Here is an 18007-nt window from a genome sequence, read left to right on the forward strand (position 1 = left end):
GCCACCTACTGCGCGCAGCCCACCTACCGATATCAAAGACAGGAGACGACAGATGAACCCCGATGCGACAACCGCCGCACCCTCCATGCAGCAGACCCGGCGCGCGACCGCGAGCGGCTGGATCGGCTCGGTGCTCGAGTACTACGACTTCTTCATCTACGCGCAGGCCGCGTCGATGGTATTTCCGCAGCTGTTCTTTCCGCACGGCGATCCGACGCTCGCGATCGTCGCGTCGCTCGCGACGTACGGCGTCGGCTATGTCGCGCGGCCGATCGGCGGCTTCGTGCTCGGGCGCCGCGGCGATACGCACGGCCGCAAGCACCTGCTGCTGCTGTGCATGTTCCTGATGGGCGTCTCGACGTTCGCGGTCGGCCTGCTGCCGACCTACCGCCAGATCGGCATCGCCGCGCCGATCGCGCTCGTCTTGCTGCGGTTGATCCAGGGCTTTGCCGTTGCCGGCGAAATCTCGGGCGCGAGCTCGATGATTCTCGAGCAGGCGCCGTACGGCAAGCGCGGCTATTACGCAAGCTTCGCGCTGCAAGGCACACAGGCCGGCCAGATCCTCGCGGCGGCAATCTTCATGCCGCTCGCATACTGGCTGCCGGCCGATGCGTTCGCGTCGTGGGGTTGGCGCATTCCGTTTCTGCTCAGCGCACTCGTGCTCGCCGCCGGCTATCTGATCCGCCGTCATGTGCAGGAATCGCCCGCGTTCATCGGCGAAGGCACGCAACACGCGATGCCCGAACCGCCGATCCGCGTCGCGCTGCGCGACAGCTGGCGCGACATCGTGCGGATCGCGGTCATGGCGACCGCCGCAGTGATCGCGATGGTCGCGACGATCTTCGGCGCCGCGTATGCGGTGCAGCCGGCGTACGGCATCGGCTTTCATGCCGACACGTACCTCGTGATCCCGTTCGTCGGCAACGTCGTCGCAGTGATCCTGATTCCTTTCGTCGGACGATTGTCCGACCGCATCGGCCGCCGCATTCCGGTCGTCGTCGGTTCGCTGGGCGCGGGGCTGCTCTCGTATGCGTATCTGTATGCGATCAGCGTCGGCAACGCGGCGGCCGCGATTCTCACGTCGGTGCTGATGTGGGGCGTCGTCTATCAGGGCTTCAATGCGGTGTTCCCGAGCTTCATGCCGGAACTCTTTCCGACGCGCACGCGCGTCTCCGCGATGTCGATCGGCCAGAACGTCGGCATGGCGCTGACTGCGCTGCTGCCGTCGCTGTTCGCGGCGATCGCGCCGCCCGGCACGCACGACATTCCACTGCGGATCGGCACCGTAACACTCGCGATCAGCGCGCTCGCGGCCGTCGCCGCATGGACGGCACGCGAGACGCACCGCACGCCGCTGCACGAACTGGGCGGCCCCGCCGCGACGCGCCGCGCCGCCGAACGTCTCGCACCAGCCAACGCGATCGAACCGCGCTGAACCAAAAACGCACAACCTGTCGCAATCGTGATGATTCGCGTCGTGTCCGGATAAAAGCGCGGCCGCCGCGGTGCCGTTAACGCGTTCGCAGCCCGGGCGCCGCGCTGCATGCGGCGTTCGTCCCTCCGACCCGGAACACTTCTGCGCCATCGGCCGCGTGCGGCCGCCGGCAAGGGAACGACATGCGAAAACGATTCACGATCCGCGGCGGGCTCGTCGCGACCATCGCCGGCTATACGCTGCTGCTCGTCCTCGTGGTCGCCGCGTGCATCGGCGGCCTGTACCTCGGCAACGACTCGCTCGAAGCGATGTACCGCGACGACACCGCGTCGCTGCTGCACCTGAAGACCAGCTCCGAGCGCATGCTCGTACTGCGCGAGCGGATGGCCGACGTCGCGCAGATCATCAGCGCCGGCCGGCCCGCGAAGGACGAAATCGCGCAGCTTCGCACGCTGCTGCAGCAGAGTAACGACGAACTGCTCGCGTATTCGCGGCTGCATGCGCGCGACGCGCACGAGCAGACGCTGTTCGACGCACTGCAGGCCAGTCGCCGCGCGCTGCTCGATCGCGTGTTCTCGAAGGCGCTCGCGCAGCTCGATCAGGACGACGCGTTCAATTTCCTCGACACGCAGCGCACCGCGCCGCCCGAGCTGTTCGCCGCATACCAGAAGGCGATCGACGCGCTCGAAGCGTTCCAGGTCGAGCGCGAGAAGGCGCGCTACGAAGCGGCCGGCGAGCGCTTTCACCGGATCGTGTGGGCGATGGCGGCGGTCGCCGCGATTGCGCTGGTCGTCGGCTTCGTCGCGCAGCGTCTGCTCGCGAAGGCGATCATCGAACCGATCGCGCTCGCGGTCGATCATTTCGACAAGATCTCGAAGGGCGATCTGACCAGCGCGGTCGCGATTGCCGGCGACAACGAGATGGCCTATCTGCTCAACGCGCTGAAGCGGATGCAGGACGGGCTCGTCGACACGGTCAGCCAGGTACGCGCGAGCACGGAAACGATCGTCGGCGACGTGCGCACGATCGCGAGCGGCAACGTCGATCTGTCCGCGCGCACCGAACAGCATGCGGTGTCGCTGCAGCAAGCGGCCGCGAGCATGGAGCAGCTGACGGCGACCGTGCGGCAGAACGCCGACAACGCGCGCGATGCGCGCAGCTACGTCGAAGGCGCGGCCGGCATCGCGGCGCGCGGCGGCGAGGCGATGCAGCGCGTCGTCGATACGATGTCGGCGATCTCGCAAAGTGCCGCGCAAATCGCGGGCATCGTCGGCGTGATCGAAAGCATCGCATTCCAGACCAACATCCTTGCGCTCAACGCGGCGGTCGAAGCGGCGCGCGCTGGCGAACAGGGCCGCGGCTTCGCGGTCGTCGCGACCGAGGTGCGCGGGCTCGCGCAGCGCTGCGCGGCGGCGGCAAAGGAGATCCGCGAGCTGATCGGCGATTCGACGCAGCGCGTCGAACACGGCAGCGGCCTCGTCGCGCATGCCGGCTCCGCGATGACGGAGATCGTCGCGGCCGTCGAGCGCGTGAACGCGATCATGAGCGACATCAGCACCGCGTTCGACGAACAGTCGTCGGGCATCGAGCAGGTGAACGCGACCGTCACGCAGATGGAGCAGACGATGCAGCGCAATACCGCGCTCGTCGAAGAGACGGCTGCCGCCGCGCTGTCGCTCGAGGAACAGGGCGCGCGGCTCAGCAATGCGGTCGCCCAGTTTCGGCTGCGGGAGGCGGCATCCGCATGATGTGAGCACGCGCGCATCGCGTGCGCAGTCGTCGTCAACGCGGCCCCGCTCGCTGCCGCGGCACCGGCAGCGTCGGCGCGCAGCGCGCACCGGCGCGAATCGCGCCATCGCCGACGACGACGTTCTCCACGACGCACGTCGCGGCATCGCCGCGCAGCTTCAGCTCGACGACAGGCGCGACGTCGAACGCAAACAGCGCTCCGTCGCGATCGCCGTCCGCCGACGTCGCGCAACACAGCGCGACGGCGAGCATGCCCGCGTAAAGCGCAACGAGCAGACAGATGTCGGCCCGCTCTCCGATGACGATCCACCAGCGCCGCATGGAAACCGATCCTCGCGAAATCGCAACGGTTCGTCGACGCGCGCCGAACGGGTTAACCCCTAGCCTCCACTCCGCTCGAAGCAACGCGCGCCGTTACCTATACTTTTGAACGGCCGGCGCATATGCGGCACTCCCATTTGGGAGGGAAACGGCTGTCCGGCGAGGAGCCCATGACGCGCATCGAAACGATCCATCAAACGATCCGGCACATTTACGATGCTGCGCTGATGCCGGACGGATGGTCGCGCGCGGGCATCGCGCTCGCGCATACGACTGCTTCGCCGATGGCGATCCTGCTGAATGCGCGGCCCGCAACGCAGCGCTCGGCGAGGCTCGCGACCGGCTTCGACGCTGCTTGCGCCACGCGCATGCAACGCGAGTTCGAAGCACAGCCGCCGCCGTGGATCGGCGCGATTCCGGTCGCCACGCCGGTGCGGCAGACCGCCTGCATATCGGATCGCGACTTCGCACGGTCGCGCTTTTACCACGACGCGGTGCGGCCGGCCGACGGCTTCTATGCGATGATCGCGCCGCTCGCCGCGGACCGGCGCGTGGTTCTGGCGATCGGCCGCCATCGCGGCGCGGCGGACTTCACGGACGACGACGTACGCGTCGCGCAATGGCTCGTCCCGCATGTCGCGACCGCGCTGCAGGTGCAGCGTCGCATCGCGGAGGCCGACCTGCGTGCGCAGGGCGCGTACGACGCGATCTCGCGTCTCGCGTTCGGCGTGATCCTCGTCGATGCGGCGATGCGCCCGCTCTTCGCGAATCCAGCTGCCGAAGCGCTTGCGCGCGGCGGCAACGGACTGCTGCTCGATCGCAACGCCGTGTCGGCCGTGCAGCCGGCCGACGCGGCGCGACTGCGGCGTACGATCGCCGCGGCGGTCGCGCTGAACGCCGGGGGCCGGCGCGTCGCAGACGCGGCCGTGCAGCCACCTGCGTCGATGCGCTGCCATGTATCGCGCCGCCCGCCGCATCCGCCGCTCACGATCCGCGTGGTGCCGGTCGGTGCCTCCGACCTGCCCGACGGCATCGACTCGGCGACGCGCGCAATCGTCTTCGTGACCGAGCTGGACCGGCCGGCTGACATCGATCCGCACTGCATCGCGACGACGTTCGATCTCACGCCGCGCGAGGCGGCACTCGCCGCGCTGCTCGCCGGCGGCCTGGATCTCGGTGAAGCGGCCGCTCGACTCGGCATCGGTATCGGCACCGCGCGCGGCTATCTGAAACAAATCCTCGCGAAAACCGGTACGCACCGGCAGGCCGAACTCGTGTCGCTGGTCGTGCGTGCCGCGCTTCCTGTCGTGCGTTGAGCCGGGACCGCGAGCGGCCGCATCGAGCCGGCGCGTTGCGATCGTACAGTTAGCCGGTCCGATGCCGATGCGGATGACGCGCCCCATTGCGTTCAACGGACAGAGCGCGCTCTTTGGGCGCATCGCGATGATCGTGCTTCGCCTGCCCACCTCGTCGCGCAAGCCGAAAATGAGAAGCAGTGTCGCTTCGAGAATCAGTGGCGTTGCGGATCGACCGTGCGACTGCGCGTAACGCCTTGAACTGCTCGGCATCGCGCATCGGGCCGCTGCGGCATCTCGATCCAAAGCATCTGCGCCCACGATTCGACATCCCCATGCGCACGCGCCGCTTGATTCCACCGGTCATTGCGCACGCATCGACTGTGTCTTTTTGACCAGCGGCCATCCAAACGGCATCGCGTACCGGCCTCCCGATATCTCTCCCCCGACAAATTGCGGCGCAGCACGCGGCGCCGGACGCTGCCTGCGCAACGAACGCCGAAGCGCCGCACGACGTGCGCAGTCACCGCGCGCGATCCGTCGCCGCAGCACCGCATCGTGATCGGCCGTCCGTCGATACGCGCGCCGGGCACGACGCTTGCCCCTGTCGGCCGGCCGTGCCGCACGGCACGGCGAGCGCGCTTCGCTTCGCGGCTCGGAGCGCTCACGGCTGGCCAGCGCCGCATTCATTCAGGGAGACGTTGTCATGGACGGGACCGGAGCATATCGCCATTACGACCGGCGGCGCTTTCTCGCCGGCGTTGCCGCTGTTGCGGGCAGTGTCGCGCTATCGGGTTGCGGCGGCGGGGGCGGCGACGGCGGTAACGGTGGCGGTAGCGGCGGATCGGGCGCCGACGGCAATGCGGCCGCGCCGTCGATCGGCAACACGCCTTCGCCGAACGGCGGCGATCGCTACAGCCTGCCGCGGCCGCCGTTGCCGGACCCGTCGAATGCCGGCATCGATCACATCGTGCTCGTCACGATGGAAAACCGTTCGTTCGATCACTTCCTGAGCTGGGTGCCCGGCGCCGAAGGCATGCCCGCGAACCGCCAATACACCGACGCGTTCGGCGCGACACACGAGCCGTTCGCGCTCGCGTCCAATTCCGCATACGGCTATCAGGCCTGCGCGTATCACGACCCGAACCACAGCTACGAAGGGGCGCGCACGCAACTCGCGTCCGGCGCGATGAACGGCTGGCTGCTGACGCCGGGCACGAGTCAGACGCAGGGCGACCTGCTGCCGATCGGCTATTACACGTCCGCCGATCTCCCATTCTTCAGCGCGGCGGCGACTCACTACACGATCGGCGACTTCTACTTCACCGGCATTCTGACGAGCACGTTTCCGAACCGTCTGTATCTGCACAGCGGCGCAACCGACCGCCTCGGCGACGGCATCGATACGTCCGCGCTGCGCACGATCTGGGACAACCTCGCCGATGCGAACGTGGGCTGCCATTACTACTATCACGACGTGCCGTTCACGGCGCTGTACGGCACGCGCTATGTCGGCATCTCGCATCCGTTCTCCGAGTTCCTGTCGAATGCAGCGGCCGGTACGCTGCCGGCGTTCTGCATGGTCGACCCCGCTTTCGCGGGCGAACGCGAGGGCACGTCGTCCGACGATCATCCGCACGCCGACATTCGCGACGGCCAGGCATTCCTGAATCAGGTGTATGACGCACTGCGCACGAGCCCGACGTGGAGCCGCACGCTGCTGATCATCGTGTACGACGAATGGGGCGGGTTTCTCGAACACGTGGTGCCGCCCACCCGGCCGATCACCAACAACGAGCTCGCGCTCGGCAACGACGGCAAGCTCGGCTGCCGCGTGCCGCTCGCGCTGCTCGGCCCGCGCGTGCGCGCAGGAACGGTCACGCGCTACCCGTTCGATCCGAGTTCGATTCATGCGCTGCTGCAATGGCGCTTCGGGCTGAAGCCGCTCGGCGTGCGCGGCAGCGATCCGGCGACCGTCAACCTCGCGTACGCGCTCGATCTCGCGAGTGCGCCGCGCACCGACGCGCCCGCCTTCACCGTGCCGCAAGGGCCGTTCGGCGGGCTGTGCGCCGGCGCAACGGCACCGGCGCCGTCCGACTCGATCTCGCAGATCGATCCGTCCCAAATGGCCGCGAAACCCGCAGTGAATCCGACCGCCGACCGCTTCGCGGACCTGCGCGCGAAGGCAACCGCGCTCGGCTTCGCGACGGGCGGCTGACGCACGCGCAGCCGCCAAGGCGCGGCGCCTACGACCGCGGTACGGCGCGGGCCGCCGTCGCCGCTTGCACGTCGGCGGGCGGCGGCGCGACCGTGCGCTCGCCGCCGTCCGCATTGCCCGCACGCGCGCTGCGGCTGAAGCGGCGAACGGCCTGCGGCGGCTGACCGATCGTGCGCAGGAAGGCGCGCCGCATCCGTTCGCGATCGGCGAAGCCCACTTCATCGGCGATCACGTCCAGCGATAGACGCCCTTTCTCGAGCAGCAGCCGCGCGGCTTCCACGCGCAGATGCTCGACCGCCTTCGCCGGCGACTGGCCCGTTTCCGCGCTGAACGCGCGGCTGAACTGGCGCGGACTCAGTCCCGCGACGTCCGCGAGTTCCTCGACGGTCAGCGGCTTGCGCAGATTCGCGCTCGCATAGTCGATCGCCTTCTGGATCCGATCCGATTTCGGTTCGAGATCGAGCAGCGTCGAGAACTGCGATTGCCCGCCCGCGCGACGGTGGTAGACGACGAGCTTGCGCGCGACCGCGCGCGACACTTCGTGCCCGTGATCCTTCTCGATCATCGCGAGCGCCATGTCGATCGTCGCGGTCATGCCGGCCGACGTCCAGATCGGCCCGTCGACGATGAAGATCTGATCGTCCTCGACGGCCACCTCCGGATAACGGCGCTGAAGGTCGGCCGCGAAGCGCCAGTGCGTCGTCGCGCGCCGCCCGTCCAGCGCGCCGGCCTCCGCGAGAATGAACGCACCCGTGCACGGCGCCGCGATGCGTCGCGACGTCGTCAGCGCGCGCCGCACGAACGCGGTCAGCGCAGGCGACGCGATGTCGATCTCGACGCCGGAACCGAACATCACCGTATCGAACGACGTGTCGGAGAACGGCTGCGTCTCGACGCGGATGCCGGCCGACGACAGCACGAGTCCGCCTTCCTCCGACAGCACCGTCACGTGATACGCCGGTTCGCCGACCACGACGTTCGCGAGCTCGAACGCGGTGATCGCCGCGAAGCCGAGCAGATAGAAATTCGGGAAGACGACGAAACCGATCGTGTGCATGCGCGTGCTCCGGCGATGTCCGAAATTGCTTGTATATATGACATTTGAGACACGGTCAATCGCGCCTATCCTCTCCGCGTACCGCTCCCGAAACCCTTACCGTCAAAGCTTTCGTATGGATCGTCGACTATCGATACTCGCCGTCGGGATGTTCGCGATGGGGACCGACAACTTCGTCGTCGCCGGCATTCTGCCCGGCGTCGCGGCATCCCTTCATACGTCGGTCGCGCTCGCCGGACTCATGGTGACCTGTTACGCGTTCACGTACGCCATCGCCGCGCCGATCATGGCGGCACTCGCCGGCCGCTGGCCGCGCAAGCTGCTGCTGGTGTCCGCGCTCGGCATCTTCGTCGCGGGCAACGTACTGAGCGCGCTCGCGACCGACCTCGGCGTCGTGCTGTTCAGCCGCGCGCTGGCCGGCTTCGGCGCGGCGCTGTTTTCGCCGACCGCGCTTGGCGTCGCATCGGCGCTTGCGACACCCGAACGGCGCGGACGCGCGCTGGCCGCCGTGACGGCCGGGCTGACGGGCGCGACCGCGCTCGGCTCGCCGCTCGGCACCTTCATCGGCGGCTTCGGCGGCTGGCGTTCGACGCTCTGGTTCGTCGCCGCGCTCGGCGCCGTCGCGATGATCGGCGTGTGGACGATGCTGCCGGCCGTGCCGCGCCCCGCGCCGGTCGGCCTGCGCGAGCGCATCGCGCCGATGCGCGACGCGCGGATCGCACTGACCTTGCTGACCTCGCTGTTCGCGTTCGGCGGCTTCCTGATGGTCTACACGTATGCGGGCGTCGTGCTGCAGCGCGTGACGCACGGCGACGAACGCATGCTCGCGGCGCTGTTCCTGCTGTGGGGTGTCGCGGCGACTGCCGGGAATTTCATCGCCGGCCGGCTCGTCGACCGCTTCGACAGCCGCCGCGTGATCGACGCGATGCTCTGGATTGCGATCGTCAACTTCTGCCTGCTGCCGTGGACGGCGGCCCACGTATTCGGCGCGATCGTGTCGCTGACGATCTGGGGCCTCTGCGGCTGGGGGCTGATCGTGCCGCAGCAGCACCGCCTCGTGCATGCCGCGCCGCAGGTCGCGCCGCTCGTGCTCGCGCTGAACAATACGGCGACCTATATCGGGCTCGCGGGCTCCGGCGTGCTCGGCGGCCTCGTACTGCGCACGATCGATGCGCGCTATCTGAGCGTGGTCGCGGCCGCGCTGATCGTCGTCGCGTTCGTGTGCGCCGAAGCCGCGTATCGACGAATGCGCGCGCCCGCCGCGATCGACCGGACGACACCCGACACGCGTATCGAAACACGCGTACTGACAACCCCTGTTGAACATGGAGAATGACATGACCCGCCGTCTCGACTATGCGCAGATTGCGCCCGCCGGCATGAAGGCGCTCGGCAGCGTCTACGGATACGTGATGCAAAGCGGCCTTTCGACGATCCTCGTCGATCTCGTCTATCTGCGCGTCTCGCAGATCAACAATTGCGCATACTGCCTCGACATGCACACGCGCGACCTGATCGAGCGCGGCGCGAGCATCGAGAAGCTCGCGCTCGTCCAGGCATGGGCCGAAGCCGGCTCGCTGTTCGACGAACGCGAACGCGCGGCGCTCGCCTGGGCCGAAACGGTCACGCGCGTCGCCGAGACCGGCGTGCCCGACCCTGCCTACGAGGCCGCGCGGCAGGTATTCGACGAGCGGGAAATCGTCGATCTGACGATTGCGATCAGCCTGATGAATGCCTATAACCGAATGGCAATCAGCTTTCGCAATACGCCGCAGGCGGCGCTGTAATCGTTCGGCGCGGCCTGCACGCGACGCTCGCAGCGAGGCCCGCAACGATGCTCAGGATCGGCAACCTGTTCGATATCGAACGCACGCCCGGCGACGGCGAACGCTTCGACACGCTCGTCGCCGGATCGAACGTGACGATCGAGCGGATCGTCTCGGCCGGACACGCCAGCCCGCCCGGCTTCTGGTACGACGATCCGCGCGCCGAATGGGTCGTGCTGTTGTCGGGCGCGGCCGTGCTCGAGTTCGAACACGACGCCGCGCGCCACGCGCTGCACGCCGGCGACCATCTGCTGATCGACGCGCATTGCCGGCACCGCGTCGCGTGGACCGATCCGTCGGTGCCGACCGTGTGGCTCGCCGTTTACCACGAACCCGAGCGCGTCGCTTCATCGGCATCGGCGCCGGCGCGCTCTTCTTGAACCGCGCGTCGAGGTCGATGCCGGCGCTTCGTCGCGAACCGACATCAAGCGCGCGCCCGTCACAGCCGGCCGAGCGACGAAGCGGCGCGGCCGCAGCCGGGCACGACGGCCGCGCCGCCCGTCACGCCGCGAAGTCGGTCGACGCCGACAGCGCGCGCCACGCTTGCGTTTCCTGCGCGACGTACGCGTTCTTCGCGGCGATCGCGGCCAGCGTGTCGGTGCCGAGCGGCAGACGCAACGGCGGGTTCGGCGCATCGACGAGCGCGATCATCGCGGCCGCGAGCTTCGTCGGGTCGCCCGGCTGGTTGTGATTCAGGTGCGCGGCCTTGCGACGCACGGCGCCCGACGTCGCGTCGTAATCGTCGATGACGGTCGGCGCGACGACCAGCGACGACGCATCGAGAAAATCGGTGCGGAAGTAGCCGGGCTCGACGACCGTCGCATGAATGCCGAGCGGCTGCAGTTCCGCATGCAGCGCTTCGGTGATCCCTTCGACCGCGAATTTCGTCGACGAATAGACGCCGAACCCGGCCGCCGCGCGATAGCCGCCGACCGACGAGATGTTGATCACGTGCCCCGACCGGTTCGCGCGCATCGCCGGCAACGTCGCGCGCGTGACGTTCAGCAGCCCGAACACGTTCGTGTCGTACATGCGGCGCACGTCCTTGTCCGACGATTCCTCGACCGCGCCGAGCAGGCCGAAGCCCGCATTGTTGACCAGCACGTCGATGCGGCCGAAGCGTTCGACCGCCGCCTGCACGGCCGCGCGCGCCTGCGCTTCGTCGGTCACGTCGAGCGCGACCGGCAGCAGCGCGGCCGATTCGCCGAGCCGCTCGACGATCGCCGACACGTTGCGCCCTGCCGCGACGACGGCGTTGCCGTCCGCGAGCGCCGCTTCGGCAATCAGTGCGCCGATCCCGCGCGACGCGCCGGTGATGAACCAGACGCGCTTGAAACCGTGATGTTGCGTGGCTGCCATGACGTTTCTCCTACGTGTGTGATGAAGTGAGTTCATCGTAGGCGCGTCGATTGACACACACTAGCTGCCGCGAACTGGACGCATAATCAACTTTTATTTGCGAATCGGGGAGACCGCCGTGAACGAAGTTCGTGCGATCACCGTCTTCGTGCGTGCCGCGACGCTCGGCAGCCTGCGCGCGGCGGCCGTCGATCAGGGCATCTCGCCGCAGGCGGCGAGCCACGCGGTGATGCAGCTCGAGAAAGCGCTCGGCGTGCGGCTCTTTCACCGGACGACGCGCAAGCTGAGCCTGACGGAAGAAGGCGAGCGGCTGTTCGACAGCGTGAAGCCGGCGCTTGCGATGCTCGCGTCCGCGCTCGGCGACGCGCGGCGTTCGAAGTCCGAGGTAGCCGGCCTGCTACGCGTGAGCGCGCCGCGCGCGCTCGGGCTACCCGTGCTCTGGCCGTGCTTCGAGGCGTTCGAGCACGCGTATCCCGACGTGCAGCTCGACGTGCGGTTCGACGATCAGTTCACCGATCTCGTCACCGAGCGCGCGGACGTCGGATTCCGCGGCGGCCCGCCGCCGTCCGCCGGCTCGATCGCGCGGCCGCTCGTGCCGATCCAGTTGATCGTATGCGCGTCGCCCGAGTACATCGCGCGCCACGGCGCGCCGCGCACGATCGACGAACTCGCCGCGCATCGCTGCACCGGCTATCGACGCGCGAACACGGGCAAGCTCGCGCAGTGGACGTTTCGCGTCGGCGACGAAATCGTGTACCGCGACGTGCCCGCCGCGCTCACCGTGAACGACACGGACATGGAAACGCATGCGGTGCTGTCGGGCCTCGGGGTCGGACAGCTCGGCAGCTTCAGTGCGGCGATGCATCTCCGCAGCGGCCGGCTCGTTCCGTTGCTGACCGAACACGTGGTCGAGCACGGGATGATCTATCTGTACTACGGTCACCGCACCGAGCGGTCGCTGCGCGTGAAGACGTTCATCGACTTCGTCGTCGAGCGGCTCGCCGACAATCGCGACTTCTTCCTCGACGCGGCGGAGCTGCGCGCGATGCAGCACGGTACGCCCCGAAGGCGCGCGGCCAAAGCGCGCCGGTAGCGGCCGGCGAGCCGGCCCGGCGCCACGCGCTTCGCTACGCGCGCGTTCGCCCGTCAGGCGGCGACCGGCTGCCGCTGCGCCTCCAGTTCGCGCACGAGCGGCAGCACGCGCTTGCCGAAGTATTCGACTTCCTCGATGAAATGCAGGAAGCCCGCGAGCACGAGATCGACGCCGATCGCCTTTAGCTCGACGATGCGCTGCGCGATCTGCTCGGGCGTACCGATCAGGTTCGTGCGGAAGCCGTCGTTGTACTGGACCAGATCCTCGAACGTCGATTTCGCCCAGTTGCCTTCACCTTCCGGCGAGGCCTTGCCGGCCTGCTTCACCGCGTCGCCGAACGCGTGCACCGCTTCGACATGGGCGTGACGGACGATATCGTCGAGCACGGCGCGCGCCTCGTCCTCGGTGTCACGCGCGATCACGAACGCATTGACGCCGATTCGCACGCGATGCCCGTTCGCGGCCGCCTTCACGCGAATGTCGTCGATCTGCGTCTTCAGGTTTTCGGGCGTATTGCCGTTCGTGAAGTACCAGTCGGACACGCTTGCCGCGTTGTCGCGTGCGGCGCGCGAGCTGCCGCCCTGGAAGATTTCCGGATGCGGCTTCTGCAGCGGCTTCGGGCTCAGCGTGTAGTTGTTGAAGCGATAGAAGTCGCCCTTGAACGTGAAGTTGTCCTGCGTCCAGATGCCCTTCAAGGCCTGAATGAATTCCTTCGAACGTCGATAGCGCTCGTCATGCTCGAGCCACGGCTCGCCGATCGCGGTGAATTCGTCCTTGAACCAGCCGCTGACGACGTTGATCGCGATGCGTCCGTTCGAAATATGGTCGATCGTCGCGAGCTGCTTCGCGACGACGGCCGGATGCCAGGGCCCCGGCAGGATCGCCGCGAGCACTTTCAATTTCGTCGTCGCGTGCAGCTGCGCCTGGCTGAACGATACCGACTCGTGCTGATACTCGGCGCCGTAGCCGGCCGTGAAGCGGATCTGACTCAGCGCATAGTCGAAGCCGGCCGCTTCGGCGACGCGCGCGAGCTGCTGGTTGTATTCGAGGCTCCAGTCGGTACGCTGCTCGATCGTGCTGACCACGAGTCCGCCGCTGACGTTCGGCACCCAGTACGCAAATTTGACGCCATCGGCGTGCGATTCGGTAACGCTCATGAATTGTCCTCGTCGGGAAAAGCGGGATTACGCGGCGGCGTCTGCCGCCACCGGAAACTGACGTGCGCGCAGGTGCGGCGCGGCATGCCGGGCTGCGCGTGCGATGCGTGCGTGTAGCGCCGGATTCGCGATCGCGTAGCGGTCGAAATCGCTTTCGGATGCATACACGCCGATCGGCAGCGTGCGCGCCTGGAAGAAGCCGAGCAGCGGGCGCAGCTGGTGGTCGATCACGAGCGCGTGCCGCTCGCTGCCGCCGGTCGCGGCGAGCAGCACGGGAACGTCGACCAATGCGTCGCGATCGACGAGATCGAACAGATGCTTGAGCAGGCCCGTGTACGACGCGCGATAGACGGGGCTCGCGACGATCAGCACGTCGGCCGTTTCGATTGCACGCAGTTGCGCGTCGAGATCGGGCGGCACCTGTGCGCGCGTCGCGGCGCCGGCAAGCCGGCTGCCGATTTCCGCGAGCTCGATGCGTCGCGTTTCGATCCGTGCCGCGTTGCCGAGCGCCGCGAGGAGCGCGTCGATCAGCACGAGCGTGCGCGACGGTCGTTGCAGGCTGCCCGATACCGCGACGACATTCACCGGTTTGCTCATCGCTTGCGTCTCTCCTGTCGAAGCGGGCCAGGCGCCCGTCGCTGGATTGCGTTGCAAGCGGCGTGCCATTTCGGGGAGTCGCGTCGAGGTTCGGCGGCGAAGGGCGGTTGTCGGGATGGTGCGCGACGCCCGGCGGGCGCAGCGGCGTTATTCCACGCGCGAAGATATGCGTGTGAGCAAGGTGCTCATAACGCTATCGGCAGGCGAGATGAACGAGCGTGAACAGTGATGCTGATTCGGTGCTGCTGGGGCAGCAGTATCCGGAGCGTGGCTCGAGCGCGCGGTTCAGACATCCGCCTCGAGACACGAAGCATTGGCGCCGGCGCGCGCCTTTATCTCGTAGCAATGACCGGGTTCGAGCGCGGTCACCCGCCACGCGCGTGATCGAATCGATCACCAAAATGATCGATTTGCGCAAAATGCGCAGCCGAAGTACACTCCAGACTGATCGTTTCAATCATATAAGTGACCGATTCAATCAAAGTCCGATCAGAGAATGGAGACTGGCATGGCTCAAATACACATCAAGCGCGGCATCGAACGCGTACCCGGCGGCATGATGATCGTGCCGTTGCTCGTGGGCGCACTCGTCGCCACGTTTTTGCCTGACATGCCGAAGCTTTTCGGCTCCTTTACCAATGCGCTGTTCACCGGTGCGCTGCCGATCCTCGCGGTGTTTTACGTCTGCATGGGCGCGAGCATCGATGTCAAGGCAACGCCCTACCTGCTCAAGAAGGGTGGCGCGCTGTTCGTCACGAAGGTGGGCGCCGCGATCGTCGTGGGCGTCGTCATGGGGCATTTCCTCGGCGAACAGCCGATCTCGTCGGGATTGTTCGCCGGCCTGTCGACGCTCGCCGTCGTCGCGGCGATGAACGACACCAACGGCGGGCTGTACATGGCGCTCATGGGCCAGTACGGTCGCTCCGAAGACGTCGGCGCGTATACGATCATGTCGCTCGAATCCGGGCCGTTCCTGACCATGGTCACGCTCGGCGTGGCCGGACTGTCGGCGTTCCCGTGGCCGACGCTGGTCGGCAGCATTCTGCCGCTCGCATTCGGCATGCTGCTCGGCAACCTGGATCGCGAGATGCGTGCGTTTCTCGGCAAAGCGGTACCCGTGATGATTCCGTTCTTCGCGCTGGCGCTCGGCGCGAGTCTCGATCTGCACAAGGTCTGGCAGGCCGGCGTGCTCGGCGTCGGCCTGGGGATCGCTGTCGTGATCGTGACGGGCATTCCCCTTTACCTCGCGGACCGTCTGACGGGCGGCACCGGCGTCGCCGGCACCGCGGCGGCGAATACGGCAGGTAACGCGGCCGCCGTGCCGGCGTTGATCGCCGCGGCAAATCCGGTCTACGCGGAGGCCGCCAAGAGCGCGACGCTGCTGGTGGCCGCCTGCGTCGTCGTGACCGCGGTCCTTTCGCCGATCCTGACCGCCGCCGTCGCAAAACGCGTGCAGGTCGGCCGCGAAGCAACGGAAATGGCGCAATGAGCATGCTGATCATCGCGGACGATCTGTCGGGCGCCGCCGATTGCGCCATCGGCTTTGCGAATGCCGGCTATCGGACGATCGTCACGCTTGACGTGCCCACGCAAGGCCTCGACGCAACCGTCGCCGACGTGATCGCAGCCGATACCGACACCCGCCGCCTCACGCCGGCCGAGGCCGCGCAGCGCACGTCGGCCGCGTGGCGGGCGTTGCGCGAACCGGGCCGGCGCCTCTACAAGAAGATCGACTCGACGCTGCGCGGCAATTGGGCCGCCGAAGTCGCCGCGTTGCAGCCGCTCGCGGGTCTTGCGATCGTCGCGCCGGCGTTTCCGGCGACGGGCCGCACCGTGCTCGGCGGCCGTGTGTTCGTGCGCGGCGAGCCGCTCGAAACCACCGATACATGGAAGCTCGAAAACGCGGGCCGCACTGCAGACCTGCACGCGATGCTCGCGCAAGCCGGTGTTTCGACCGCCCAACTCGACGTGGACGCATTGCGCGAAAGCAGCCAGACGCTCATCGCGCGAATCGCCGCCGTGGCGGCGAGCGGCACCGAGGCGCTGGTGGTCGACGCCGAGACGAACGACGATCTGATCGCACTCGCACGGGCGACGGCACAGATGGACGACGCGCTGTTCTGGGTCGGCTCGGGCGGGCTCGCGCGCGAAATCGCGAGCGTGGAAAGTCTGTTCGGCCCGCGCGCGGCGCGAACCGGCGCTGTCGCTTCGCAACGGCAGCCACGACACGCGCCCGTGCTGGCGCTGGTGGGCAGCCTGTCGGCGGTGTCAGAACGGCAGTGCGCGATGCTGCGCGAACGCGCCGGCATGATGGAACTCACGGTACCGCCCGCCGTGCTGCGCGGCGGCGAGCGCCACGCGGACGTTCCGCAATGGCAGGCGCGCATCGGCGACGCGCTGCGAACGGGTGCGGACCTGCTGCTGCGCATCGGCAGCGACGACGCGTTCGATCCGGCGGAAGGCGCGTTGCTGTCGGCCGCGCTTGCCGCGCTCGTCAAGCCGCATTTCGCGGTGCTCGGCGGCTTGATCGCGACGGGCGGCGAAACCGCCCGCGCGATGCTGAGCGCGGTTGGCGTCGGCAGCGTCGAACTGATTGCGGAGATAGAGGCCGGCGTGGCCGTCGGCAAGCCGATCGGTGCCTCCGCTTGCCAGCCTCATCTGCGTATCGTCACGAAGGCGGGGGCGTTCGGCACCGATCACGCATTGTTCGCCGCGTGGCGCTATCTCCGCGAGACGCCGGCAGCGAGCGTCAGCGCGGGCGCCCGCTCACCCGGTTCGGCCTGATCGTTCCTACGCGATCGGGCATGCAGTAGAGCAGAATTCAAGGACATCAAGGCAAAACATCATGAGTAACTACCTTCCCGTGATCGGCATTACGATGGGCGACGCAGCAGGCGTCGGCCCGGAAATCATCGTCAAGAGCCTCGCACACGACGTCGTTTATCGGCAATGCCGTCCGCTCGTGATCGGCGATGCGCGCCGGCTCGAACGAGCGAACGAGATCGTCGGCGGCACGGCGAAGATCCGCCGCATCAAGGAGGCGGCCGACGCGCGCTACGAACCGGGCACGATCGACTGCATCGATCTCGACCTGATTCCGGCCGACCTGCCCTTCGGCCGCTTGTCGGCCGTCGCGGGCGATGCGGCCTATCAATTCATCGCGCGGGCGGTGAAGCTGGCGGAAGCCGGGCAGATCGACGCCATCTGCACGGCGCCGCTCAACAAGGAAGCGCTGCACGCCGGCGGCCACAAGTATCCCGGCCACACCGAAATGCTCGCGCATCTGACGGGCGTCGACGAAGTATCGATGATGCTCGTCGCGCCGCAACTGCGCGTGATTCATGTGACCACGCATATCGGGATCATCGATGCGATCCGCAAAATCGAGCCGGGCCTCGTACAGCGCACGATCGAGCGCGGCCACGCGACCCTCGTGAAGGCCGGCATCGCAAAGCCGCGCATCGGCGTATGCGGGATCAATCCGCATGCCGGCGAGAACGGTCTGTTCGGATACGGCGAGGAAGAAGAGAAGATCGTGCCGGCGGTCGCGTTGTTGCAGGAACGCGGCCTCGACGTGACCGGCCCGCTGCCTGCCGACACGTTGTTTTTCCGTGCGGGCCGTGGCGACTTCGATCTCGTGGTCGCGATGTATCACGACCAGGGTCACGGCCCGGTGAAGGTGCTCGGGCTCGAAGCGGGCGTCAACGTGACGGTGGGACTGGAAGTCATCCGCACGTCGGTCGATCACGGCACCGCGTTCGACATCGCGGGCACGGGCGTCGCCGACGAGCGCAGCCTGCTCGAAGCGCTGCGCCAGGGCGCCGAACTCGCGACGCGGCGCGGCTGAGCGCGCAACCAGCGTGACGGAATGCGCGCGGGCCGTGGTGTAACATCGGCAAC

16 protein-coding genes are annotated in these 18007 nt (G+C 67.7%); 11 read left to right on the top strand and 5 right to left on the bottom strand.

Annotated elements, in window-relative coordinates:
* The first annotated feature begins 52 nt into the window (after window positions 1-52).
* Both ACSHSS_RS08280 and ACSHSS_RS08285 read left to right on the top strand, forming a co-directional pair.
* Window positions 53-1435 carry an MFS transporter gene (locus tag ACSHSS_RS08280; RefSeq protein ID WP_006416026.1) on the top strand — a complete coding sequence of 461 codons (1383 nt, stop codon included), beginning with the start codon at window positions 53-55 and terminating at the stop codon, window positions 1433-1435.
* Window positions 1436-1617: 182 nt separating this feature from the next.
* A complete protein-coding gene (locus ACSHSS_RS08285; RefSeq protein ID WP_006416020.1) occupies window positions 1618-3183 on the top strand; it encodes a methyl-accepting chemotaxis protein in 1566 nt (521 codons plus the stop codon).
* Between the two features lie 34 nt (window positions 3184-3217).
* Here the strand turns inward: ACSHSS_RS08285 and ACSHSS_RS08290 are convergent, their stop codons facing one another.
* Window positions 3218-3589, bottom strand: coding sequence for a hypothetical protein (locus tag ACSHSS_RS08290; protein ID WP_258395278.1), 372 nt, complete (start codon window positions 3587-3589; stop codon window positions 3218-3220).
* 86 nt (window positions 3590-3675) lie between these two features.
* On the opposite strand from ACSHSS_RS08290, the gene ACSHSS_RS08295 reads away from it, so the two are divergent.
* Together ACSHSS_RS08295 and ACSHSS_RS08300 are read left to right on the top strand one after the other, a co-directional pair.
* Window positions 3676-4821 (top strand): helix-turn-helix transcriptional regulator, encoded by a 1146-nt coding sequence (locus ACSHSS_RS08295; RefSeq protein ID WP_006415994.1) that lies wholly within the window; start codon window positions 3676-3678, stop codon window positions 4819-4821.
* Between the two features lie 685 nt (window positions 4822-5506).
* Complete coding sequence (locus ACSHSS_RS08300; protein WP_006416005.1) at window positions 5507-7018, top strand: alkaline phosphatase family protein; 1512 nt, start codon at window positions 5507-5509, stop codon at window positions 7016-7018.
* Window positions 7019-7046: 28 nt separating this feature from the next.
* On the opposite strand, the gene ACSHSS_RS08305 is transcribed toward ACSHSS_RS08300, so the two are convergent.
* Window positions 7047-8075, bottom strand: coding sequence for a GlxA family transcriptional regulator (locus ACSHSS_RS08305; protein ID WP_048996549.1), 1029 nt, complete (start codon window positions 8073-8075; stop codon window positions 7047-7049).
* 115 nt (window positions 8076-8190) lie between these two features.
* Between ACSHSS_RS08305 and ACSHSS_RS08310 the strand changes: the two genes are divergently transcribed.
* Genes ACSHSS_RS08310 through ACSHSS_RS08320 form a run of 3 tightly spaced genes read left to right on the top strand, consistent with a single transcriptional unit; the run spans window position 8191 to window position 10281 of the window.
* Window positions 8191-9411: an MFS transporter gene (locus ACSHSS_RS08310; protein WP_006414448.1), complete on the top strand. Its 1221-nt coding sequence runs from the start codon at window positions 8191-8193 to the stop codon at window positions 9409-9411.
* A 1-nt stretch (window position 9412) separates the two neighbouring features.
* Window positions 9413-9862: a carboxymuconolactone decarboxylase family protein gene (locus tag ACSHSS_RS08315; protein ID WP_006414455.1), complete on the top strand. Its 450-nt coding sequence runs from the start codon at window positions 9413-9415 to the stop codon at window positions 9860-9862.
* A gap of 47 nt (window positions 9863-9909) precedes the next feature.
* Window positions 9910-10281, top strand: coding sequence for a cupin domain-containing protein (locus tag ACSHSS_RS08320; protein WP_006414459.1), 372 nt, complete (start codon window positions 9910-9912; stop codon window positions 10279-10281).
* A 121-nt stretch (window positions 10282-10402) separates the two neighbouring features.
* On the opposite strand, the gene ACSHSS_RS08325 is transcribed toward ACSHSS_RS08320, so the two are convergent.
* Window positions 10403-11260, bottom strand: coding sequence for an oxidoreductase (locus tag ACSHSS_RS08325; RefSeq protein ID WP_006414452.1), 858 nt, complete (start codon window positions 11258-11260; stop codon window positions 10403-10405).
* Between the two features lie 118 nt (window positions 11261-11378).
* Between ACSHSS_RS08325 and ACSHSS_RS08330 the strand changes: the two genes are divergently transcribed.
* Entirely contained in the window at window positions 11379-12353 is a 975-nt protein-coding gene (locus ACSHSS_RS08330; protein WP_006414441.1) for a LysR family transcriptional regulator, read from the top strand.
* A 53-nt stretch (window positions 12354-12406) separates the two neighbouring features.
* On the opposite strand, the gene sfnG is transcribed toward ACSHSS_RS08330, so the two are convergent.
* Window positions 12407-13510, bottom strand: coding sequence for a dimethylsulfone monooxygenase SfnG (sfnG, locus tag ACSHSS_RS08335; protein WP_445544828.1), 1104 nt, complete (start codon window positions 13508-13510; stop codon window positions 12407-12409).
* Window positions 13511-13537: 27 nt separating this feature from the next.
* Window positions 13538-14107, bottom strand: coding sequence for an FMN reductase (msuE, locus tag ACSHSS_RS08340; protein WP_006414451.1), 570 nt, complete (start codon window positions 14105-14107; stop codon window positions 13538-13540).
* Window positions 14108-14615: 508 nt separating this feature from the next.
* On the opposite strand from msuE, the gene ACSHSS_RS08345 reads away from it, so the two are divergent.
* From ACSHSS_RS08345 to pdxA, 3 genes are all read left to right on the top strand, one after another.
* On the top strand, window positions 14616-15596 hold the full coding sequence (locus ACSHSS_RS08345; protein ID WP_048996551.1) for a 2-keto-3-deoxygluconate permease: 981 nt from the start codon (window positions 14616-14618) through the stop codon (window positions 15594-15596).
* Entirely contained in the window at window positions 15593-16891 is a 1299-nt protein-coding gene (locus tag ACSHSS_RS08350; protein ID WP_006414463.1) for a four-carbon acid sugar kinase family protein, read from the top strand. Before ACSHSS_RS08345 ends, ACSHSS_RS08350 begins: the two co-directional genes overlap by 4 nt.
* 61 nt (window positions 16892-16952) lie before the next feature.
* Window positions 16953-17954 carry a 4-hydroxythreonine-4-phosphate dehydrogenase PdxA gene (pdxA, locus tag ACSHSS_RS08355; protein ID WP_006414439.1) on the top strand — a complete coding sequence of 334 codons (1002 nt, stop codon included), beginning with the start codon at window positions 16953-16955 and terminating at the stop codon, window positions 17952-17954.
* Window positions 17955-18007: the final 53 nt, after the last annotated feature.

The sequence above is a fragment of the Burkholderia sp. BC1 genome, assembly GCF_052683555.1.